The sequence below is a fragment of the Janthinobacterium sp. OK676 genome, assembly GCF_900103595.1.
Lineage (GTDB): Bacteria > Pseudomonadota > Gammaproteobacteria > Burkholderiales > Burkholderiaceae_D > Janthinobacterium.
Genome location: NZ_FNHA01000006.1, coordinates 259,447 through 280,114, shown reverse-complemented (window position 1 = coordinate 280,114; position 20,668 = coordinate 259,447). Strand labels below are relative to the sequence as shown.

21 protein-coding genes, 1 tRNA gene and 1 pseudogene are annotated in these 20,668 nt (G+C 55.6%); 20 read left to right on the top strand and 3 right to left on the bottom strand.

All coding sequences use genetic code 11. The annotated features are described in order from the left end of the window. Nucleotides 1-67: 67 nt before the first annotated feature. Nucleotides 68-745 (bottom strand): hypothetical protein, encoded by a 678-nt coding sequence (locus tag BLU39_RS14485; protein WP_092714063.1) that lies wholly within the window; start codon nucleotides 743-745, stop codon nucleotides 68-70. 157 nt (nucleotides 746-902) lie between these two features. On the opposite strand from BLU39_RS14485, the gene ybiB reads away from it, so the two are divergent. The 7 genes from ybiB (at nucleotide 903) to BLU39_RS14450 (ending at nucleotide 9,037) form a co-directional block, all read left to right on the top strand. Beyond that, a complete protein-coding gene (gene ybiB / locus BLU39_RS14480) occupies nucleotides 903-1,895 on the top strand; it encodes a DNA-binding protein YbiB (protein WP_092714061.1) in 993 nt (330 codons plus the stop codon). 56 nt (nucleotides 1,896-1,951) lie between these two features. Then, on the top strand, nucleotides 1,952-3,166 hold the full coding sequence (locus BLU39_RS14475; protein ID WP_092714059.1) for a BaiN/RdsA family NAD(P)/FAD-dependent oxidoreductase: 1,215 nt from the start codon (nucleotides 1,952-1,954) through the stop codon (nucleotides 3,164-3,166). A 183-nt stretch (nucleotides 3,167-3,349) separates the two neighbouring features. After that, a complete protein-coding gene (gene rpsU / locus BLU39_RS14470) occupies nucleotides 3,350-3,562 on the top strand; it encodes a 30S ribosomal protein S21 (protein ID WP_008451879.1) in 213 nt (70 codons plus the stop codon). 195 nt (nucleotides 3,563-3,757) lie between these two features. After that, the gene (locus BLU39_RS14465; RefSeq protein WP_070287781.1) at nucleotides 3,758-4,210 is read left to right on the top strand and encodes a GatB/YqeY domain-containing protein; all 453 of its coding nucleotides are present in this window, start codon (nucleotides 3,758-3,760) and stop codon (nucleotides 4,208-4,210) included. Nucleotides 4,211-4,345: 135 nt separating this feature from the next. Further along, complete coding sequence (gene dnaG / locus BLU39_RS14460) at nucleotides 4,346-6,142, top strand: DNA primase (protein ID WP_092714056.1); 1,797 nt, start codon at nucleotides 4,346-4,348, stop codon at nucleotides 6,140-6,142. 464 nt (nucleotides 6,143-6,606) lie between these two features. Beyond that, nucleotides 6,607-8,850, top strand: coding sequence for an RNA polymerase sigma factor RpoD (gene rpoD / locus BLU39_RS14455; protein ID WP_092714054.1), 2,244 nt, complete (start codon nucleotides 6,607-6,609; stop codon nucleotides 8,848-8,850). A 108-nt stretch (nucleotides 8,851-8,958) separates the two neighbouring features. Further along, a tRNA-Ile gene (locus BLU39_RS14450) sits at nucleotides 8,959-9,037 on the top strand. Between the two features lie 468 nt (nucleotides 9,038-9,505). Here the strand turns inward: BLU39_RS14450 and BLU39_RS14445 are convergent. Next, on the bottom strand, nucleotides 9,506-9,988 hold the full coding sequence (locus BLU39_RS14445) for a DUF2726 domain-containing protein (RefSeq protein ID WP_092714052.1): 483 nt from the start codon (nucleotides 9,986-9,988) through the stop codon (nucleotides 9,506-9,508). Between the two features lie 87 nt (nucleotides 9,989-10,075). Between BLU39_RS14445 and BLU39_RS14440 the strand changes: the two genes are divergently transcribed. The 12 genes from BLU39_RS14440 to BLU39_RS28205 all read left to right on the top strand — a co-directional run bounded on the left by BLU39_RS14440 (nucleotide 10,076) and on the right by BLU39_RS28205 (nucleotide 18,689). Further along, on the top strand, nucleotides 10,076-10,417 hold the full coding sequence (locus BLU39_RS14440; protein WP_254788973.1) for a hypothetical protein: 342 nt from the start codon (nucleotides 10,076-10,078) through the stop codon (nucleotides 10,415-10,417). A 6-nt stretch (nucleotides 10,418-10,423) separates the two neighbouring features. Continuing rightward, a complete protein-coding gene (locus tag BLU39_RS14435; protein WP_139178293.1) occupies nucleotides 10,424-10,657 on the top strand; it encodes a hypothetical protein in 234 nt (77 codons plus the stop codon). Nucleotides 10,658-10,931: 274 nt separating this feature from the next. Beyond that, complete coding sequence (locus BLU39_RS14430) at nucleotides 10,932-11,147, top strand: major coat protein (RefSeq protein ID WP_092714047.1); 216 nt, start codon at nucleotides 10,932-10,934, stop codon at nucleotides 11,145-11,147. Nucleotides 11,148-11,201: 54 nt separating this feature from the next. Continuing rightward, complete coding sequence (locus BLU39_RS28625) at nucleotides 11,202-12,410, top strand: hypothetical protein (protein ID WP_175539306.1); 1,209 nt, start codon at nucleotides 11,202-11,204, stop codon at nucleotides 12,408-12,410. Between the two features lie 2 nt (nucleotides 12,411-12,412). Beyond that, nucleotides 12,413-12,748, top strand: a complete 336-nt coding sequence (locus tag BLU39_RS28215; protein WP_139178291.1) for a DUF5455 family protein — start codon at nucleotides 12,413-12,415, stop codon at nucleotides 12,746-12,748. A 9-nt stretch (nucleotides 12,749-12,757) separates the two neighbouring features. After that, on the top strand, nucleotides 12,758-13,903 hold the full coding sequence (locus tag BLU39_RS14420; protein ID WP_092714045.1) for a zonular occludens toxin domain-containing protein: 1,146 nt from the start codon (nucleotides 12,758-12,760) through the stop codon (nucleotides 13,901-13,903). Further along, the gene (locus BLU39_RS14415; protein ID WP_092714043.1) at nucleotides 13,900-15,207 is read left to right on the top strand and encodes a type II secretion system protein GspD; all 1,308 of its coding nucleotides are present in this window, start codon (nucleotides 13,900-13,902) and stop codon (nucleotides 15,205-15,207) included. Before BLU39_RS14420 ends, BLU39_RS14415 begins: the two co-directional genes overlap by 4 nt. Before the next feature lie 319 nt (nucleotides 15,208-15,526). Next, entirely contained in the window at nucleotides 15,527-15,757 is a 231-nt protein-coding gene (locus BLU39_RS28210) for a hypothetical protein (RefSeq protein WP_139178289.1), read from the top strand. Continuing rightward, a complete protein-coding gene (locus BLU39_RS14410; protein WP_092714041.1) occupies nucleotides 15,738-16,007 on the top strand; it encodes a hypothetical protein in 270 nt (89 codons plus the stop codon). Before BLU39_RS28210 ends, BLU39_RS14410 begins: the two co-directional genes overlap by 20 nt. Before the next feature lie 219 nt (nucleotides 16,008-16,226). Then, nucleotides 16,227-17,129: a rolling circle replication-associated protein gene (locus tag BLU39_RS14405; protein ID WP_092714039.1), complete on the top strand. Its 903-nt coding sequence runs from the start codon at nucleotides 16,227-16,229 to the stop codon at nucleotides 17,127-17,129. A 92-nt stretch (nucleotides 17,130-17,221) separates the two neighbouring features. Next, complete coding sequence (locus BLU39_RS14400; RefSeq protein WP_092714219.1) at nucleotides 17,222-18,049, top strand: tyrosine-type recombinase/integrase; 828 nt, start codon at nucleotides 17,222-17,224, stop codon at nucleotides 18,047-18,049. 19 nt (nucleotides 18,050-18,068) lie between these two features. Continuing rightward, nucleotides 18,069-18,689: a hypothetical protein gene (locus tag BLU39_RS28205; RefSeq protein WP_139178287.1), complete on the top strand. Its 621-nt coding sequence runs from the start codon at nucleotides 18,069-18,071 to the stop codon at nucleotides 18,687-18,689. A 788-nt stretch (nucleotides 18,690-19,477) separates the two neighbouring features. Here BLU39_RS28205 and BLU39_RS14390 read toward each other — a convergent pair. Then, a pseudogene (locus BLU39_RS14390) lies at nucleotides 19,478-19,804 on the bottom strand (helix-turn-helix domain-containing protein); the annotation flags it as partial. Between the two features lie 527 nt (nucleotides 19,805-20,331). Here BLU39_RS14390 and BLU39_RS14385 point away from each other — a divergent pair. Continuing rightward, entirely contained in the window at nucleotides 20,332-20,667 is a 336-nt protein-coding gene (locus tag BLU39_RS14385; protein ID WP_092714035.1) for an FKBP-type peptidyl-prolyl cis-trans isomerase, read from the top strand. The last annotated feature ends 1 nt before the right edge of the window (nucleotide 20,668 follow it).

Below are 20,668 nucleotides of genomic sequence, written 5' to 3'. Positions count from 1 at the left end.
GGGGCCAAAACGGCAATGGTTCAGTTGTTTTTATGGCAGGGCCGGCACGCTGCCGGCCCCCATGCGCTCAGTGGCCGCCGGCCAGGCTGGCGCCAACGCTGTAGCGGGCGATGCGCTGGTAGTTGCCGGCCAGCTCGGGCGGCCGGGGCAGGCCTGGGTGGCGCCGCACATGCGCGAGGATGGCGCTTTCGTGCTGGCGTATCTGCGCGTCCAGGCAGGCGATCTGCTGGCGCAGCAGGGCGTGCAGTGCATGCTGGCCGGCTTGCAGATGCGCATTCAGGCGCGCCGATTCCTGCTGGCGCACGCCTTCGATGGCGTGCAGGCGGCGCAGCCACAGGCGCAGTTCCACGTAGGCGGGCGAGGGCGGCGTCCAGCGCGCGGGGCGCCTGTGCGCGCAGTAGTTGGCCAGCACCACGGCGCTGTGCGCCGCGTCATCGGGCAAGCCCTGGCCGCGCAGATAGTCGTCCAGCTGGGCGGGCTGGGCATCGCATACCACCATGCCCATGTCGGCCAGCATGCGGGCGGGCGTCTCGCTGTACGGCATATCGAGGCGCATGCAGACGCGCAAGCCGATGACGGGCACGTCGTTCCTTTGCAGCCAGCTGCGCAGCCAGCGGTAGCCGGCCACGTCGTTTTCCAGCACCTTGCACAGCACTTCGTTGCCCGACAGCAACACGGCTTTCAGCAGCAGCTTGCTTGTTTCGATGCCGACGAAGGCCGTTTCCCGTTTGATCGCGTGTTCCATGATGAGTCCCCCTGTGCAGTCTTATACGCAGCGGTGGCGCGTCTGGATGCAGGCGCGAAGCAAATTCGTAAAAAAATAGCTGGAAAGACTGTTGCATAGTCGTCCATGGCGTCTTCCAGCCCGTCTGCAAGGGGAAAAATCCGTGTAAGCTGGCGCCATGACGACAGTTTCCATACCCCATACCGATGTGGCCGGCGAGCCATTCCCCGCAGCACGTTTCATCAAGGAAATAGGACGCGGCAAGAACGGCGCGCGCAGCATGACGCGGGACGATGCCCGCGCCCTGTACCGCGCCATGCTCGAGGGCCGCGTGTCGGACCTGGAGCTGGGCGGCATTTTGTTGTCCATGCGCATCAAGGGCGAATCCGTGGACGAGATCGCCGGCTTCCTCGACGCTGCCGAAGCCTCATTTGCCCCGCTGGCCGCGCCGGCCGGCGAATTTGCCCCGATCATCATTCCCAGCTACAACGGCGCGCGCAAGATGGCCAACCTGACGGCCTTGCTGGCGCTGCTGCTGGCGCGCGCGGGGGCGCCCGTGCTCGTGCATGGCGTGAGCAGCGACCCGGGCCGCATCACGACGGCCGAAGTGCTGGCCGCGTTGGGCGTGCCCGCTTCCACGGACCATGCGCAAGCCGAGGCCGCCATGGCGCGCGGGGAGGCCGCCTTCCTGCCCATCGAGGCGCTGGCGCCGCGCCTGGCCTGGATGTTGTCGCTGAGGCGCGTGCTGGGCGTGCGCAATTCCACGCATACCCTGGTGAAAATCATGCAGCCGTTCGCCGGCCCGGCCCTGCGCCTGGTGTCGTACACGCACCCTGAATACCTGGAAATGCTCGGTGAATATTTCCTCACTGCATCTGATCCCGCGCGCGGCGACGCTTTCCTCATGCGCGGCACGGAAGGCGAGACGGTGGCCAATGCCAACAAGGCGCAGCAGATCGACTGGTTTCACGGGAGCGAACGCACGGTACTGGTGGAAAAGCAGTTGCTGGTGGAAGAGTTGCCGCATTTGCCGGCCGAGCGCGATGCGGCCACCACGGCGGACTGGATCGCGGCCGTGCTGCGCGGCGAGGTGCCCGTGCCGCCGTCGATCGCCGTGCAGGTGGCGCAATGCCTGACGGCATCGCGGCAGATTGCGGCACGGCCGCGCTAGCCGCGTCGCCGCAGTTTACAATGGCGTCTTTGTAATCAGCGGTGACCGGAATTCTTATGGCAAAACAATTTGATGTGGCAGTGATCGGCGCGGGCGCGGCCGGCATGATGTGTGCGGCTGTGGCCGCCCAGCAAGGCAAGCGCGTGGTGTTGATCGATCACGCGGCCAAGCTGGCCGAAAAGATCCGCATCTCCGGTGGTGGACGGTGTAATTTCACCAATATCAACGCCACCCCGCAAAATTTCCTTTCGGAAAACCCGCATTTCTGCAAGAGCGCGCTGTCGCGCTACACGCCGCAGGATTTCCTCGCGCTCGTGAAAAAATACCGGATCGGCTACCACGAGAAGCACAAGGGCCAGCTGTTTTGCAATGAATCGGCCGAGCAGATCATCGACATGCTCAAGGATGAGTGCGCCGCTGGCGGCGTGCACTGGCGCATGCCGTGCAAGATCGACAATGTTGCCCAGCAAGCGGACGGCGGCTTCGTGCTGCAGACGGACAGCGGCGACATCGAGACGGCCAGCATCGTTATCGCCACGGGCGGCCTGTCGATCCCGAAGATCGGCGCCACGGATTTTGCCTACCGCATCGCCAGGCAATTCGACTTGACGATGGTCGAACCGCGTCCGGCCCTGGTGCCGCTGACGTTCGATGCGGCCAGCTGGGCGCCGTTCGCGGAATTGTCCGGCATCGCCCTCGAAGTGGACGTGGAAACGGGCAGCCTGAAAGGCCGCAAGGCAACGGGTGCGCGTTTCCGCGAAGACTTGCTGTTCACGCACCGCGGCCTGTCGGGCCCGGCGATTCTGCAGATTTCCAGCTACTGGCTGCCGGGCGAGCCCATCGTCATCAATCTGTTGCCGGAAGTGGACGTGGCGCAGACCTTGATCGAAGGCAAGGGTACCTTGAAAAAGCAGCTGGGCAATATCGTCGCGCAATGGCTGCCGCAGCGCCTGGCCGACTGCCTGCTGGCCGTCAACGGCCTGGCGCCGGACGCGCGCATCGCCGACATGCCCGACGCGCAGCTGCGCAAGCTGGGCCAGGCCATCAATGCCTGGTCCATCGTGCCCAACGGTTCCGAAGGCTATCGCAAGGCCGAAGTGACGCGCGGCGGCATCGATACGCGCGAGTTGTCGCAGCAGACCATGATGGCCAATAAAGTGCCGGGTCTGTATTTCATCGGCGAATCGGTCGACGTGACGGGCTGGCTGGGCGGCTACAACTTCCAGTGGGCCTGGGCTTCCGGCGTGGCGGCAGGTATTGCCTTGCAGTAAGCAAGACTGTAGGATGGGGTTCTGGCGCCCCGTGCGCCCACCCCGGTGCGTGGTTTACGCCACAGCCGGGCGGCAATCTCAGGCTGCATGCCGCACGCAAGTGGGGGAGGGGCTTCCCTTTCCGAATAAAAGCTGCTACTATCTATCTCTTCCTATACACCACCTCAACGGTTTGAATTTTACATGACCACTATTCGCCTTAAAGAAAACGAGCCGTTCGAAGTCGCAATGCGTCGCTTCAAACGCACCATCGAAAAAACGGGTCTGCTGACCGAATTGCGCGCTCGCGAATTCTACGAAAAGCCAACAGCTGAGCGCAAGCGCAAGCTGGCAGCTGCTGTCAAGCGTCATTACAAACGCATCCGCAGCCAACAACTGCCGAAAAAATTATTCTAAGACTGTTCAGTCAGAACCAACCCGGGTAGTACGGCGCCTTGTTCGCCACGGGTTTTGTTTTGATTCGCCTGGAGTGATACTTCAGATGAGTCGCATACCCGCTCCGGTTCGCCGCAGCGGGTTTTCGCTTTTGTGGCCGCCTGCTTGGAGTGCCTGCATGAGCATCGAACCCTACTTACCAACACGAGGATTGCCATGAGCTTGAAAGAACAAATTACCGAAGACATGAAAAACGCCATGCGCGCCAAGGAAGCGGGCAAGCTGGGCACGATTCGCCTGTTGCTGGCGGAAATCAAGCGCAAGGAAGTCGACGAGCGCATCGAACTGACGGATGCCCACGTGACGGCCATCGTGGAAAAGATGATCAAGCAGCGCAAGGATTCGATCACCCAGTTCGAAGCCGGTGGCCGCGCCGATCTGGCCGACATCGAAAAAGCCGAGCTCGTGCACCTGATCGGCTACATGCCTGCCGGCTTGTCGGACGAGGAAGTGGCGGCCGAAGTGGCTGCCGCCGTGGCCGCCTCGGGCGCCGCCGGTCCGCAAGACATGGGCAAGGTCATGGCCATCGTCAAGCCGAAGCTGGCTGGCCGCGCCGACATGACGGTGGTGTCGGCTCTGGTCAAGAAGGCATTGACTCCGGCTGCCTAAGCCGCATATAAAGCAGGAACAAAGGCTGTCAGCCGTCGCGCTGGCAGCCTGTTAACAGCCCACACGTTGACCTGGCTCAACCTCAGGCCACGTGCGGTAGTATAGTCTGACCTATAACAAGACCCGCCCTAGCCAGTGATACCTCAATCCTTCATTTCCGATTTGCTCAACCGCGTCGATATCGTCGATGTCGTGGGGCGCTATGTGCAACTGAAAAAAGGTGGCGCCAATTTCATGGGCTTGTGCCCGTTCCACAGTGAAAAGTCACCCAGCTTTACCGTCAGCCCCACCAAGCAGTTCTATCACTGCTTCGGCTGTGGCGCGCATGGCACCTCGATCGGCTTCCTGATCGAGTATTCGGGCATGGGCTTTGTCGACGCCGTCAAGGACCTGGCGCAGAACGTGGGCATGGTCGTGCCGGAAGCGGATGACAAGATTCTGCCGGCCCAGCGCGCGCAGATCCAGGCGCAAAGCCTGGCCCTGTCCGACGCCATGACGCAGGCCTGCGATTATTACCGCGGGCAATTGCGCCACGCGCCGGAAGCCATCGCCTACCTGAAGAATCGAGGCCTGACGGGCGAAGTGGCCGCTCGCTTCGGCATGGGTTTTGCGCCCGGCGGCTGGGACAATCTGCGCTCCGTCTTCCCCGACTACGACGTGGTGGCGCTGGCCGAGGCCGGTCTCGTGATCGACAAGGTCGATGAAGAGGGCAACAACCGCAAGCGCTACGACCGTTTTCGCGAGCGCATCATGTTCCCGATCCGCAATACGAAAGGGCAAGTGATCGCCTTTGGCGGCCGCGTGCTCGACCATGGCGAACCAAAATACCTGAATTCGCCGGAAACCCCCTTGTTTTCCAAGGGTTTCGAACTATATGGCTTGTTCGAGGCGCGCCAGGCCATCCGCGACGCCGGCTACGTGCTGGTGACGGAAGGCTATATGGATGTGGTTGCCTTGGCGCAAATGGGTTTCCCGCAGGCGGTGGCGACCCTGGGCACGGCGTGCACGCCGACCCATGTGCAAAAACTGCTGCGCCAGACCGATAACGTGATTTTCAGCTTCGATGGCGACAAGGCCGGCCGCCGCGCCGCCCGCCGCGCGCTCGAAGCGAGCCTGGCCCACGTGTCGGACAACAAGACCATCAAATTCCTGTTCTTGCCCTCGGAGCATGATCCGGACAGCTATATCCGCGAATTTGGCGCCGAGGGGTTTGAGCAGCAAGTGCATGAAGCCATGCCGCTGTCGCAATTTCTGCTGAAAGAAGTGTCGGGCGAGCATGATTTGTCGGAACCGGAAGGGCGCGCCCGCGTGCAGTTCGACGCCAAGCCGCTGCTGCAGCTGATGGCGCCGTCGTCCCTGCGCCTGCAGATCGTGCGCGGCCTGGCCCAGCTGACGCAGTCCACGCCGGCCGAGATCGAAGCCCTGTTCGAGCTGGCCAAGCCCGTTGCCGTGGCGCACCGTGCGCCGCCGAAATCGGGCCGCCCCGTGCCTGTCGGGCTGGAATTGAAGATCATGCGCATGCTGGTGGCGCATCCGCCGCTGACGATGCGCATCGACGAGGCCGCCCTGGCCGCCTTCCAGCACTTGGGGCCGGACGCGGCGCACAGCCTGGGGCAACTGGTGGCCGTGGGGCAGGCGTTGGGCGAGCACGGCAGTTTTGCCGCGCTGGCGCAGCAGTTGAAGGAGCTGGGCAGCGAATACGACGAGATCATCGGCGAGATCGCGGCCGGCACGGAATCCGATTACGACAGCGAATTGTCGTGGCTGGTAAGCACCATCCGCGAGATCAAATTGAATGCCTTGAAGGCGGAATTGCAGCAATTGTTTGCCTCGGGTTTGCCATCCGAGAAAATTGGTGTACGCTACCGCGAAATCATGCAGGAGCAGGGGGCGCTGGAACGCGAGCGCGATGCCGAGTTGGTGAATCGATAACCTTGTCCTGAGGGTATGGCGCGCACTGGAAAAACATTTTTCGCGTGCTATAATTAAATGCTAAGTATTGTGTGCTTTGGCAAGCTAGTTCTGTTTCGTAAATAGTATTTGTTTTCAGTAAGTTAGGCTCTTGATCGGCGCGGTGGATCGTGTCGGCAGCCAGGGCCAACAGGCGCTTTCGGCGTTGCGGGCAAAGCTCGCAGACGCTGGCAAGCCGCGCCAGGCTCTCGCTCCCAACGCGGTCGATGCAGGAATTTTTGCCGAGGCGGCTGGCAACAGCCGGTGGACAGGAATTGCTGCGCTTCCCGCGGATCGTGGCCGATGAGGTGTAAGTAACGTAACAGTGTCGAATTTGCGCAGTCGGCAGGTTCGAAGATGGTGGTTCCCGCAGGTAGACAGGGAACTGGCAGCAAACTTTATCCTAATCCACCGTAAAGCAAGTCGTTGTGTAATCGAAAGCGCCTGTGCCAATCAAGAAACCCGAATCCAAAGCGGCTGCAAAGCCCACTAAAGTTACCACGAAAGCCGAAAAGGCGCTCGACCGGCCAGAAGCGCGCGTCGCCAGCGCGCCACCTGTGGTCAGCCAGACCACCGACGCCGCCACCCTGGCCGCGATCGATACGTCCGGTTATGTCTTGCCGTCGGTAAAAGTGCCAGGCCGCCGCGGCCGCAAGCCAAAAGAATTCCAGCCAGAAAATGATGAAGTCGCCGCGCTGAACGCCGTCGAACGGGCCGAACTGAAGGCCGTCGACAAGGCCAAGGCCAAGGACCGCAAGGCGAAGGAGCGCGCACTGCTCAAAGACGCGTTCTCGTCCGACACGGAAGCGAGCGAGGAAGAACTCGAGCGCCGGCGCCAGAAACTCAAGACCCTGATCAAGTTCGGCAAGGAGCGCGGTTTCCTGACCTATGCGGAAATCAACGATCACTTGCCCGAAAACATCGTCGATCCGGAAGCCATCGAAGGCATCATCGGTACCTTCAATGACATGGGTATCGCCGTCTACGAGCACGCGCCCGATGCGGAAACGTTGTTGCTGTCCGATAACGTTGCCGTCGTCACCAGCGACGACGAGGCGGAAGCGGCGGCCGAGGCCGCATTGTCCACCGTCGACTCCGACTTCGGCCGCACCACCGACCCCGTGCGCATGTACATGCGCGAGATGGGCTCGGTCGAGCTGCTGACGCGCGAAGGCGAGATCGAGATTGCCAAGCGCATCGAAGATGGCTTGAAAGACATGATCCAGGCCATTTCCGCCTGCCCCGTGACGATCGCCGAGATCATCGCCGCCGCCGACCGCATCGCCAACGAAGAGATCAAGATCGACGAAATCGTTGACGGCCTCGTCGATGAAAACGAGCCGGTTGCCGCCGCCCCTGTCGTAGCCGCCCCCGTCGAAGAAGACGAGGAAGAAGGCGAAGCGGAAGAAGAGGAAGAAGAAGAGGAAGAAGAAGCGAGCGCTTCGGGCGCCGCCGGCTTCTCCGCCGAACAGCTGGAAACCCTGAAACGCACGGCGCTGGAAAAATTCGCCGTCATTTCGCAGCAGTTCGACAAGATGCGCCGCGCCTTCGAAAAAGAAGGCTACAACTCCAAGCCCTACGCCAAGGCGCAGGAAGCCATTTCGCAAGAGTTGCTGGGCATCCGCTTCACGGCCAAGGTCGTGGAAAAGCTGTGCGACACCCTGCGCGGCCAGGTCGACGAAGTGCGCCATATCGAGAAACAGATCCTCGACGTGGCCGTGAACCGCTGCGGCATGCCGCGCGCCCACTTCATCAAGGTCTTCCCTGGCAATGAAACCAACCTCGACTGGGTCGATGGCGAAGTCAACGCAGGACACGCGTACAGCGCCATCCTGGGCCGCAACATTCCGACCGTCAAGGAACTGCAGCAGCGCCTGATCGACCTGCAAGCGCGCGTCGTCTTGCCGTTGCCGGACTTGCGTAACATCAACCGCCAGATGGCGGCCGGTGAAATGAAGGCGCGCAAGGCCAAGCGCGAAATGACGGAGGCCAACTTGCGTCTGGTCATTTCGATCGCCAAGAAATACACGAACCGCGGCCTGCAATTCCTCGACCTGATCCAGGAAGGCAATATCGGCCTGATGAAGGCGGTCGACAAGTTCGAGTACCGCCGCGGCTACAAGTTCTCGACCTATGCGACCTGGTGGATCCGCCAGGCCATCACGCGCTCGATCGCCGACCAGGCGCGCACGATCCGCATTCCCGTACACATGATCGAGACGATCAACAAGATGAACCGGATTTCCCGCCAGATCCTGCAGGAAACGGGCGCGGAACCCGATCCGGCCACCCTGGCGATCAAGATGGAGATGCCCGAGGACAAGATCCGCAAGATCATGAAAATCGCCAAGGAACCGATCTCGATGGAAACGCCGATCGGCGACGACGACGATTCCCACCTGGGCGACTTCATCGAGGACAACAACACCCTGGCGCCGGCCGACGCGGCCCTGCACGCGTCCATGCGAGGCGTGGTCAAGGACGTGCTCGATTCCCTGACGCCACGCGAAGCGAAAGTGCTGCGCATGCGTTTCGGCATCGAGATGTCCACCGACCATACCCTGGAAGAAGTGGGCAAGCAATTTGACGTGACGCGCGAGCGCATCCGCCAGATCGAAGCCAAGGCGCTGCGCAAGCTGCGCCACCCATCGCGCTCCGACAAGCTGAAAAGCTTCTTGGAGGGCAACTAGAAGCCAATAGGGCTTGACGTACGCCCCTGATACCCCTATCCTCGCGTGTCCGTTTCCAAAACGGCCGCGCGAGGCGGGCATCAACAGCGCCGCCACGCCGCAGTCCCCGGGCCTCTAGCTCATGCTTGGTTAGAGCAGCGGACTCATAATCCGTTGGTGCCGTGTTCGACTCACGGGAGGCCCACCATTATCTTGCAACTGCAATTTGAAATTTTTCGATTTGTGGTTGCGTTCTTCTTCTGCCAGCGCCTCAAAGGCCACGGCAGGGTCTACGCCAGCTTCTTTTACGATCTTCAGGGCCGTATTGAAGTCTGGCATACGCTCCCCCTTCACATACTTCACCAGCGTTGAGTTTGGCAGTCCCCACAGCTTGGACATCGCCAGCGTTGGGCGTCCCTTCATTGCATTTTCTATCAATTCTGCATAGTTCATAGTTATTTCCTGTTTGCAATTTACACGTTTGGACAATAATATGTGTTTGTCCAAACGCGCAAATGCTTGTCCGTTTGGGTAAGTAAACGATAGCACATCTAGGTTGAATGTAAACCGCTCAGTCTCCGGCCCACGGGCCGCCTGTTTGCCCACTGGTACGCCTTGGGAGGTTTTTTTCGGTTGCCGATCTGTGCAAAGCGAAAAGTGTTTGACGGTAGTCGTATCAAAAAGTGTGCATGTTCATTAGTAGGGATTCGATATCGGTTCTTACTTTTTCTGCTGTTGGAATGCTCGGGTAACGAATCGTGTGGTATCCGGCTTGTTTGAGCATGGCGTCACGCTCATGGTCGTTCTGTTCGCGGCCTATGTGGCTGCGGTCGTCTAGCTCGATCACTGCGATGACGTTCATGTGGTTGCTGCATAAAACGAAGTCGATCACCTTGCGATTGAATCGATTTCGGGACTGCCAGCCATCTGCGGTGATGAGTGCGGAAAACGCTACTTGTGTCAGCACGATGCATTCAGGCAATGCAGTTGTTAGGAGCGCGAACATTTGTTGCTCACGGTTTGTAAGTATTGGTCTCCGTTTTATCTGTAGTGACTCCGGTGATTTGGCTGAAACAAGCCTAAACATCCCCGGATTAAAAAGCTTCGAAAATATTAGTGCAGTAATTGCCACTGAAAGTAACAACATAAATGTGTTCATAAAATTGCCATTAGTTCTAGATGGCAATAAACATATCACAGTCGTACTTAATCGCTCTAGCGGGCGACTCACTTTAAGGAAAAGATCATGAAAAATACCATTCAAATTCTGCACGTCACCCAAGTGGCTGGCCGTTCGAAAAAAACCGGCAATGACTACGATATGCGCATGGCGCAATGCATCGTCCACAAGCCAAACCGCGATACCGGCGTCATCGAGCCGTTAATCGGTGAACTGGTGTTGCCGGAGCGCTTCAAAGACACTCAACCGGGCATGTATGAGGTTGAATTCGAAGTATCGATCTCGCAAGACAAGCGTGTCGGCGCACAGGTCTTTTCTATCACTCCAATTTCCGCTGCTTCTCAAGCAAAACCCACTGCAGCGGCTCCTGCCGTCAAGGTGAACCCAGGTCAACAAACCGCGTCGTAATTTCCCATGCCTTCCTGCGTCGATTCCACACGAATGACCGGGCCGGATGCTCCGTCCGGTGCCGTGCTGTACACGGTGTCTAGTGCTCCTACTGAGTTGGCTGCATGTGCCTATGTGGTTGAGTCAGGCCCTGAGTACGTGGCTGCTGTGGTGGCGCAGGAGAAGGCTGTTGATATTTTTTTTGTGGCGGCGGTGGTGGTGCTGTTCGCGTTGGGCTGGATCGCAGGGGCGCAACGATGAGTTTGCTAAAAAGTCTTTGGCCCATCTTGTTTTTAGCTGGCCTGTTCTTCTGTGCTGTGCATCTGGCGAAGTACATTATTTCCCGGTTTCTGGAGCACAAATAATGACTATTGCGGCCGCTGTCGGTTACGCCTTGAGTGCGTTTGGCATTGGGTATGCCGCTGGTGCGATACAGCGAGTTATCCGGCGTTCGATTGAAATTCTGGATTAGTAGTCTTTTGGCGCAGGGTCGTCGTCAATCGTATGTAGACCGTCATTTTTTAAGGATGTGCAAATGAACAAAAATATCATGCGTGGTTTGGCTCTGGTGGGCGCGGTTGCTGTTTCGGGCGTTGCTGCGGCGGCTGACGATCCGGGTGTTGCCGCGATCACGGCGTTGTCCGGTCAGGCCACTACCTACATCACTGCGGCCTTCGCTGTCGCCGTCCTGGTAGCCGGTGGCTTCTGGGGTATCAAGATGATGAAAAAAGCTTTCTCGAAGGCTGGCTAAAGTTCTTCAGCATCACCAGGGCGGCTCCGGTCGCCTTTTTTTTCGGGTGTAAATATGAGAAACGTTATTTTGTTGTTGCTGTTTTTCGTTGCTAATAGTTCCGTCGCTGCTATTAAGTATGTGCCGAATGGATCAACGCCAAGAGATAGTTTAACTGATGCATGGCGCTTATTCGCTACCTCTGAGCAATTGCCAAATAAAGATGGTACTTGTGAGGCTCATCCAACTGTCCCTGATATTTGGTATTGTAAGTATACGGCGTGGAATGGTGGTAAGGGTACAGTTCAGGTCGAGAAAAGAGGGAAATGTAATCTAGGTGATAGTCTCGGCCAATTTGAATATGCAAGTGGCTATGGTCGCCCTAGTAAGTCTGGAACCAGTATCGATTATGTTCAAAAAATTGCCGCTGATGGTAGTCAGTTTCAGCAGATATTTTGTATTAGTTCCTGCAAGGCTGTAGTTGCTAGGGAGTCTGATGTGGGGAAGCTATATCAAAAGTCTTCGCCAAAGCCAGGGATTTTCCTTTATGTTTGGGACGTAAAGTTAACTGAAAGCGCTCAAACTTGTAGCGTACCTAAATCTCCGGATTCTGATATTCCTCCATATAACGGAAGTGATACAAATCTTCCAACTGATCCAACTGATCCAACTAATCCCACTGATCCAACAAATCCTACTGATCCAACAAATCCTACTGATCCCGGCACTCCTGGTGGCACTCCTGGCGGAACCCCTGGCGGAACCCCTGGCGGAACCCCTGGCGGTACTCCTGGCGGTACTCCTGGTGGCACCCCTGGTGGCACTCCTGGCGGAACCCCTGGCGGAACCCCTGGTGGTACTCCTGGCGGCACCCCTGGCGGCACCCCTGGTGGGACCCCTGGTGGTGATCCTGGTGGTAAGGATGACGGTAATCGATGCGGTGCGCCCGGTCAGCCTGCTTGCCGGATTGATGAAAAAGGTATGCCGCAGATTGATGAGGATATTGGGCGCGTAGGTGAGGATGCTATAAAAGCGGCTAATAAAGACAACATGGGTGCTATTGAGGATTTGACAAAAGAACGGCTTGGATTGGGTGATTGGTTCCCGTCCGTTCCTACTGCTGCTTGTACTAATCCATCTGTGAATAATCCTGTTACAGGTGCTAGCGTTCAAGTGGACATTTGTTATTACGTAAATGTCTTTGCAAGGTTTATAAGTGGCGTGATTTGCTTTTTCGCGCTTATTGGTGCGGTCCAACAGGTTCAATCTGCAATGAAAGCATAATCATGCCTTTACTTGGTACTTTACTAGTCAATATGTTGGCTTTTCTGATTAATATATTTGCTAAATATATGGTATTGGAGAAAGCATTCCGTCTTGCTGCTTTGACTCTGCTTTTGTCGCTCACTGTAACCATGATTGCCCTTATGTCTTCGTGCGCTAAAGGTGTTTGTGCCCAGGGTATCGCGGGTATGTCCTCGTCGCATCCTAATTTTGCTGTTGGGCTTGGAATTGTATTTAATTCCACCACTCTTTCCGCTGCTACCTGTTACGTCACCGTTTGGCTTGGTTGCCAGTTGTACGTTTTTCAGAAAAAAGGCATCAATCTTGTTGTGAAATAGGCGGGTGATATGGCTGTTTATGCAATTACAGGTAAATTGGGTAGTGGCAAGGGTAAGGCTGCTATTGATCAAATTAGGCGTTATCTGCGCGATGGCAAGCGCGTCGCTACTAATTGCGATGTGTTCTTAGAACACTTGATGCCAGCTCGGGATCGCAGTGTCGTCATACGGGTTCCTGATAAGCCATCTGCTGTCGATTTGTACATGATTGGTAGTGGCAATCGTTTTATCGATTTTGAGCCGATTTTGCAACATGGGCGTTCGGGTATCACGGCGTCTGCGCCATCGCCTAAGTTGTTGCCGGGGTTTGATGAATCGCACAATGGTGCGCTTCTGCTCGATGAGTGCGGTTCTTGGTTGAATACTCGCAATTTTCAAGATAAGGGCCGTGCTGAAATGCTGGAATGGGCTATCCATGCGCGCAAGTATGGCTGGGACGTTTTTTTCATCATGCAAAACATCAGCCAGGTTGATAAACAGTTGCGTGATTCCCTGCTTGAATATGTGGTCAGGCTGAACCGTTTGGACCGTATGCGTGTGCCTGTTTTGAGCCCCGCCATTGCGTTGATGACTGCCGGGGCCTCTAATGGTAGTATGCCGCGCTTGCATATCGGTGTGGTGCGATTGGGGGCGTCCCCTGATGCGTTGGTGGCGGACCGTTGGTATTTCCGTGGCGATGATCTGAACAAGGCATACAACACGACGCAAGTTTTTTCGGATACCTATCCGCATGGTACTCACTCGCTGCTTTCGTCTTGGCACTTGTCCGCCGTTGCTGGTGTTCCTCCCGATTTCATCGGGCCATTGCAGGCGACGCCTGCCGCTCTGTCGATGTTGAGCTATCGCGCTCTTCCTCCTAAGCCACCTCACAAACATATGACTAAATTTCTCTTTGCTGCGCTGTGCCTTGGCGGCGCCCTGGGCGTGTTCGGCTATCACTTTGGCAGGCCAGTTCTCGCGCCTGCAATTGTTCAAAAACAGCCTGAAATAGTTCCATCAAAAAATCTTACTGGCATTGGTTATATCGCGCGGGGGAGTGTGTACGTTGTCACTTTGTCGGATGGCCGCAGTGTTACGGCGTTGCGCTTTCGTTTCATTGATGGCGGCTGGCTTGCGCTGGTCGATGCTGATACCTGGGTTAAGGGTGTGTCATGAGAAAACTATTTATACTGTTTATCTGGTTGCCGTGTGTTGCGTTTGGCGCAGTCCAGCCAGTTTCGATACAGCTTTCTTCCGTGTCGCTTGTCGCTTTCGCGCAGGCCACTTTCAAGAACATGCTTGCACGTGATTTTGTAATCGCGCCTGACGCGCTGGCGTTGGATCGCAAGCTCACAGTGTCGGTGAGTTCCCTCGATGCTGATCGGTTGCCGACGTTTGTCGAGGGCATTTTGCGCGATCAGGGGATAGCTTCAGAATTGCGTGATGGCGTCTACTATCTGCGTGCTGCACAGTCTTCGGCTGCTGCTCCATCAGCTATCCGTCCAGCGGCTGTTGACGTGCCGGGGAGCGGTTCCGCTTTGCCGGTTTTTGATAAGTCGGCTCCGCGTCCTATGCGTGCGGATATCGAGGATGGGGCTTTCGATCCAGGTGCGGTTGTTGCTGGCCGGCGCCGTGACCATGAGTCTGAGGTATATGCGCCGGCTGGCCGTTCGGCTGATTTCTTGGTGCAGGTCGTGGCGGCTGCGTTTGGTCCACGTAGTGCGGTTGCGGCTGGCAATCAAATTGTGTTGACCGGTAGCCCATCGGAGTTAAACAAGATGCGTATCTTGCTCGGTGCGCTCGATCAGTTGCCGCGCATGGTCGATGTGTCTGCGTCCTGGGTCGAGGTCACGGATAACGCCAGCACGGGCCGCGGCATTTCCATCATGGCCAATGTATTGGGCGCGAAGTTTGGCGCCTCGCTTGGCAGTGTCAATTCGGCTTCTGCGATCAGCTTGCGCAACACTAATTTCCAGTTGGTGATTGATGCGCTCAATACCGACGGACGTTTCAAGCAAGTATCGAACAGCCGCATTGTGGGCGACGACTATCAAAAAATGGTGCTGACTGTGGGCGATGAAACGCCGACGATTGCCAGCACAGGCAAAGACAATTCCGGCAACAGTGTTCAAAACATCGTCTATCGGCCTTCCGGCGTCATTGTCGACGTACTGCCGAAGGTGCTCGGTAACGGCAAAATCAATCTGGCCATCGATGGGCAGATATCCAGTTTCAAACCGACTGCTAGTGGCGTGACGGGTTCGCCCACGCTGATTAAGCGCCAGGTGAAAACGGCGGTGACGGTCAACGATGGTGAGGTGCTGTTGATTGGCGGTCTGAACGATGCACAAACCGTCGATAGCTCCTCTGGCTTCTCGTTTCTGCCGTCATCGTGGGCTGCTCGATCGGGGACGAAGCTGCATACCGATCTGGTGCTGATCTTGAGCGCGCAAGTTCCGCATACCTCAGAAAAACGGTGACTTGTCACGTTAATTCCGGGGTGACGGCACAAGCGGCCCGGAGGGCAAAATCTTTGAGGGCATATCGAAGTCGGCGGTGGATTTTGAAGTGACGGTATCAGACGGCCCGTGCGCATCGGAGCGAGGAGCGACACGTTTTCAAAGTTTTAGCGGGCAGTCCGCTGTCTCGTTTAGTACCTTACCGTCACACGTTGGCTGTTGCCGCCCACCTGAAAAGACTGTTTTTGAATTTTCTTTGATGTTGCTCAATACTAGAGTTCGCTTGTTTTGATGTTGCCGGTTGCATCCTGGGGAAACTTAGAATTTTTCGGAGGCTCAAATGCCAGAACTTTCATTTCATTGCATCGCAGTATGTAAGTTTGCGTTGGAGTATCAGCGCAAAAGCCTGTTCGACGCCATGCATGTTGCCGATGAAATGCTGGAGCGCATTCCTAGTGGTGATGAAAAGCTCTCGCCGTGGTTAGAGAAACGTGTGCAGCAGGCGCTACAGCTGGTGGAAATAAATAGAACTATCGCAGAGTTGAATTCATATGAAGCATCCAAAGCTTAAGCAAGAGCATGACCTGTTTGGTCCGATTAGACGAGGTAGGGGGCGTCCTGCCACCGGTGCTGCTAAGTCCAGTGCGCAACGTCAGAAAGAGCGTAGAGGGCGCTTGCGTGATGACGGCAAGGCTTTTTTAACCGTGCATGTAGATGCCACAGTGCTGGAAGGATTGAAAGCGTACATCCGCTTCAAGGACATTACGCCGGATCAGGTGATAGAGAAATTATTGCGTCAGCAATTGCTGCGCAAACGGTAGCGGAAAGCTTGGTGCCGCTATCTGCGCGCAGCGCGGGTGGCGGCGCGAAGCGCCGCTAAACTTGTATTAGGGACACTTAAGAACACAGCAGTAGAAATCGCAGTTACGGGCACGTGCAGTACAGGATTTCAAACCAGTTTTTTGATGGACAAAAAAAAGCCCCAGGCATCTACTAAATGCCCGGGGCCTTCGATAAACCTGCCGTTACAGGACTACCGAATGACCGAATTAGATTATGAAAACGCTTTAGCGTCAATTGATTTCTCGCCCGCAGAACCATCTGCGCAACATCGCCCGGAGTGGTGGGACGATGAAGGCATCAAGAACACATGGAACGACAACTATACGGCCCGTAAGCGCGTTTTTCCGGATGGGCAGTGCGAAGTGACAGTAACCAAGGAACGGCACTTTGTAGGTCCGGCTAGGCTGCTCAAAACGAAGGCCAAGCGCGGCGAGTCCGAGAACCGCGAAGCAAACGATGATGATGCTGGTCGCCGTGCGAAAAAGAACGTCAAACACTGCTGCAAACAGATCGGCGCTGATCGCATGGTCACGCTGACGTATCGAGAAAATATGGTGGATCGTGAGACAGCACTCAAGCACTGGAAAGCATTTTGCCGCAAGCTCGGCAAGCACAAGCAATTTCACTATGTCGCCGTTATCGAGGAACAGGAGCGCGGCGCGCTGCACTTTCATGTGGCGGTGGCCGGTCGGCAAATGTACGCGCTCTTGCGCTCGATCTGGCAAAGCGTCCTGGGTCGTGGGCCGAACGGTGAGCAAATGGGGCAAGTCAACGTTCGCGATCCGCATCGCTTCGGTTTTGGCGTCACTGGCGCGCACAAGATCGCCAGCTACATTGCCAAATACTGTGGCAAGGAAATGCAATGCAGGGCGCTTGATCAAAAGCGTTATTTCCGGTCCAAGGGCATCGTGGTGCCCGAAGTCCACTCTTGGCGCCTATTGGGCTGCACGTCCATGCTCGGCGCCGTACAAGCTGCTTTCCGTGCGATTGAAGGGCATAGTATGGATGGGTTGCAGACGTGGTGTAACAACGGATTGGGAGTTGTCTATCTTGCGACTGCACCGGGTCTACCCGATATCGTGCATGAATGTCCGTTTTGAGTGTTGTATAGTTTATTTACTGCAACATTTTGGGTTATCTGTATATGGGATTTTCGGAGTCGTCGCAGCTGGTGTTTCCGGTGGATGGTGTCATGCAAAAAACTTGGGATGATGCCGTAGCTAGGTGGTTGATCGAGAAGGCTGACAAGGCTTCCTTGAAATCTGATCAGTGCATTATTCGGTGGCTAGATCGCTACTTGAGTGGCCTAGCTATTTCCGATATTACGCGTCCTGTAGTTGACTCATTGGCACACAAAAAAATTGCTAGTGGGGTTGCAAACGGGACAGTTAATAGGATGCTCGCCTTGCTGCGTTCAATCTTGATTCGTGCATCTGTGGACTGGGAGTGGTTGCCAGTTGTACCGAAAGTGCGATTACTGCGGGAGCCCGTCCGCCGTGTTCGTTATCTTACAAAGGCTCAAGCTGAATCGTTGTTGGTGCAGCTACCTTCACACTTAGCGGAAATGACCGCTTTTTCTCTTGCAACAGGTCTCCGCAAGAGCAATGTGACAGGACTTTGTTGGACGCAGGTTGATCTGTCCCGACGTCTCGCATGGATACACCCCGATCAGTCCAAGACGCGGAAAGCTATTGCTGTTCCGTTGAACACCGATGCGGTGCGAATTATTGTTCTCCAACGAGGTAGACATCCTCTTCGAGTGTTTAGCTATAACGGGGAGCCTGTTTCTCAAGTTACAACCGCTGCATGGTATAAGGCTTTAAAGCGATGTGGCATCGAGGATTTCCGGTGGCACGACTTGCGTCACACCTGGGCAAGTTGGCATGTCCAGAGCGGAACACCATTGAATGTATTGCAGGAGCTTGGTGGTTGGGAGAGCGCACAAATGGTACGTAGGTATGCACACTTTTCAGCATCTCATCTAGCGGCTTATGCCGATAGGTTGCCGACATTCACTTGACGAAAAATAGGAGGCAACAATGGCCGACGAGAAGATAAAAATGGTAGATGTTCGTCAAGAACTAGTGGTGAATACTTATGCCGACCTGTGGCATGGTGCAAAAATTTTGAAGGGAAAAGCGGCTCGGAATAAAGAGGGTTCAACTTTTGTATTTATGGCATCGTTGTGTATGTTTGCATTTGCAGCTGAGGCATACACAAATTTTGTCGGACCGCGCTTGTTTCCTGTCGAATGGTTGAGGGAAAAAAAACCGTATGAAGGATACTCGATTCTTCGAAAATATCGTCTTATCTGTGATAATTTGGGAATTCTGATTATTGAGAGTAGTACTTCTTGGAAACTTCTTGAGGAGCTTGTGCAGTTTCGAAATACCATGGCACATGGAAAGCAAGAAAAGGTAGTCAAGCAGGAGTTGGTGCCTCTCAGGGCTGAAATGACCGATTACCTATCAGATAGGCTCCGTCCGAATACGCACCAGTACTGCAATGCTGCCTACATTGGGCAAGTACAGCTAGAGGTTGGTGGGTTTCTGGAGACGATACACGAGGCTCTTAGAAAGCTAGATAGCGATGAGTATTTAGGAAAGTTTGGTTCATTTGGTATGGGGCAAGGTAGCGCAAGTTTGGTTGAGTATCAATGAAGTTTGTAAATTTCTACGGAGTGTCGTTTTGTTGTTGAGTGAGCAACGTAGAGCATGTGTCTCATAATCCGTTGGTGCCGTGTTCGACTCACGGGAGGCCCACCAATTAAATCAAGGACTTAGGTGAAAACCTAAGTCCTTTTGCATTTCTACTGTCAACAAAGTGTCAACCGAGTTTTATCGTTTAGCTAGAGCTTTGAGCACGTCCTCATGAATTCGAAGTACCCTTTCCAATGCTTGACGAAATTTCTGTTGTCCATCAGGACTCTTCAAGTCCATTAGTTTAGGTGTAATTTTTGCCCTTGTGCCTAATGGTGTAGCAATGCCATATTTGGACTTCATTTCGGTGCTCTTGGGAGGTCAGGTTGAGACTCAAGCTGCTTTAAGGCTGGCCAATGGGTTGAGGTGTTTTGCCTCTTGCAAATGCTCTGGGGCCAGGTGCGCATAGCGCATTGTCATTGTAAGACTTGCGTGTCCTCAGACCGATCTAGTGCTCGTGGTATCTGCAAAGGTACTAGAGGACTAGGGTAAATTGTATTGCTATTTGCAACAGCTGCGACCAGACTGATGAGCGAACGTTTCATCGCCGTATGTTGTTGCGATTCAGGGATTATCATTGGATGGTTGGACGGGGTAAAGGCTCAACTAATTGAGGATGGCAACTCGGCTCAATCACGACGCGCACTCGACTTCTGAGTGTTTATGCGTACATATTTTGGGCTTCATCCGTCAGGAAGCTTTGAAGGTGTTCGTTTGCTGGCAGGATTGACCCGGTCAGATTGACCCGCCCTCCATACCCTCGCGAACGCCGCGACTCTGTCGTAAGACCCCTCGAACCCCAATTCCTTCAAGTCCTCGTGGATCTGTTTCAGCGTGCGCCGCTGCTTACGTGACTTGGCTGCCTCGGACTTGAGGAGCGCCGAAAGTTGGAACGCGTATTTGTCGATGGCGCGGGTGGAGCGCCGCTCAGCGTAGGCTGGCTCGATGGTTTCCGAGCGCAGGTAGCGTCGGACGGTGTTTCTGGAGATGCCCAAACGTCTGGCTATCTCTCTCAATGGGATCTGCTCGCGAATGTGCCAGCGTCGAATAATGCCTAGTAATGCCACGTCGATCACTCCAATTCCCCACTCATTGTCATGAGCAGGATTGTGTCTTAAACGTGGGTCAGATTCGTTTGCAAATTATGCGGCAAAGTGGGTCGGATTTCGCTGCAAATCTACATTCTAGGGTTTAATGTTGCAAGACCGCAGTGAAAAGTTGCTTATACGAAGAAAGCGCGGTAGCGGGCCGGTCTTTCGCTTTAGCGGCCTGATCCCCGTTCAGGGGATCACTTGATGCCTCATGACGCCCCTCTAGGGCGTCAGGCAGTCCGTAAGAATGTCGTCAACAAAGTGTCAACGGCATAGTGGTGTTATGCAGAGCCAAAGCAGGAGGGTGATTCGGTAAGTCATTGATTGTACGGACAATGCGTATCTATAGCAGGTCTGTGTTAGCGACTCATAATCCGTTGGTGCCGTGTTCGACTCACGGGAGGCCCACCAGAATTTAGCAAGAATAGAACGAGCCCCGACAGGTGACTGCCGGGGCTTTTTTCGTGCTGTCGTACAATCGCGGCATAGCGATTGATGAAGGATGAAACGAGATGACGGCTGAAGTGAAGATTGAAGATATCGTGGTGGGTGATGGCAAGACGGCGGTGCGTGGCGCGCTGATCACGGCCCACTACCGGGGCTGGCTGGAAGATGGGACGGAGTTTGACTCGTCGCACAAGCGGGGTGAGCCTTTCCGCACTGTGTTGAGCAATAACAAGGTCATTCAGGGCTGGATTTTGGGTTTGCACGGCATGCAGGTGGGCGGCAAGCGCAAGCTGTGGGTGCCGGCGGCGCTGGCGTATGGCGAGCGGCAGGTGGGGTTGATTCCGCCGCATTCCAATTTGATCTTCGAGATTGAATTGCTGGAAGTGCTGACGCGCGATTGAT

Bases quoted from the DNA above. Each gene is read 5' to 3' on its own strand.
- BLU39_RS14475 (WP_092714059.1), top strand. From the start codon at position 1,952: ATGGCAAAACAATTTGATGTGGCAGTGATCGGCGCGGGCGCGGCCGGC.
- ybiB (WP_092714061.1), top strand. From the start codon at position 903: ATGACGACAGTTTCCATACCCCATACCGATGTGGCCGGCGAGCCATTC.
- BLU39_RS28625 (WP_175539306.1), top strand. From the start codon at position 11,202: ATGAGAAACGTTATTTTGTTGTTGCTGTTTTTCGTTGCTAATAGTTCC.
- BLU39_RS14430 (WP_092714047.1), top strand. From the start codon at position 10,932: ATGAACAAAAATATCATGCGTGGTTTGGCTCTGGTGGGCGCGGTTGCT.
- BLU39_RS14400 (WP_092714219.1), top strand. From the start codon at position 17,222: ATGCAAAAAACTTGGGATGATGCCGTAGCTAGGTGGTTGATCGAGAAG.
- BLU39_RS14440 (WP_254788973.1), top strand. From the start codon at position 10,076: ATGAAAAATACCATTCAAATTCTGCACGTCACCCAAGTGGCTGGCCGT.
- BLU39_RS14410 (WP_092714041.1), top strand. From the start codon at position 15,738: ATGAAGCATCCAAAGCTTAAGCAAGAGCATGACCTGTTTGGTCCGATT.
- BLU39_RS14415 (WP_092714043.1), top strand. From the start codon at position 13,900: ATGAGAAAACTATTTATACTGTTTATCTGGTTGCCGTGTGTTGCGTTT.
- BLU39_RS14445 (WP_092714052.1), bottom strand. From the start codon at position 9,988: ATGAACACATTTATGTTGTTACTTTCAGTGGCAATTACTGCACTAATA.
- BLU39_RS28215 (WP_139178291.1), top strand. From the start codon at position 12,413: ATGCCTTTACTTGGTACTTTACTAGTCAATATGTTGGCTTTTCTGATT.
- BLU39_RS28210 (WP_139178289.1), top strand. From the start codon at position 15,527: ATGCCAGAACTTTCATTTCATTGCATCGCAGTATGTAAGTTTGCGTTG.
- BLU39_RS14465 (WP_070287781.1), top strand. From the start codon at position 3,758: ATGAGCTTGAAAGAACAAATTACCGAAGACATGAAAAACGCCATGCGC.
- rpsU (WP_008451879.1), top strand. From the start codon at position 3,350: ATGACCACTATTCGCCTTAAAGAAAACGAGCCGTTCGAAGTCGCAATG.
- BLU39_RS14485 (WP_092714063.1), bottom strand. From the start codon at position 745: ATGGAACACGCGATCAAACGGGAAACGGCCTTCGTCGGCATCGAAACA.
- BLU39_RS14405 (WP_092714039.1), top strand. From the start codon at position 16,227: ATGACCGAATTAGATTATGAAAACGCTTTAGCGTCAATTGATTTCTCG.
- BLU39_RS14435 (WP_139178293.1), top strand. From the start codon at position 10,424: ATGCCTTCCTGCGTCGATTCCACACGAATGACCGGGCCGGATGCTCCG.
- BLU39_RS14420 (WP_092714045.1), top strand. From the start codon at position 12,758: ATGGCTGTTTATGCAATTACAGGTAAATTGGGTAGTGGCAAGGGTAAG.
- BLU39_RS28205 (WP_139178287.1), top strand. From the start codon at position 18,069: ATGGCCGACGAGAAGATAAAAATGGTAGATGTTCGTCAAGAACTAGTG.
- BLU39_RS14385 (WP_092714035.1), top strand. From the start codon at position 20,332: ATGACGGCTGAAGTGAAGATTGAAGATATCGTGGTGGGTGATGGCAAG.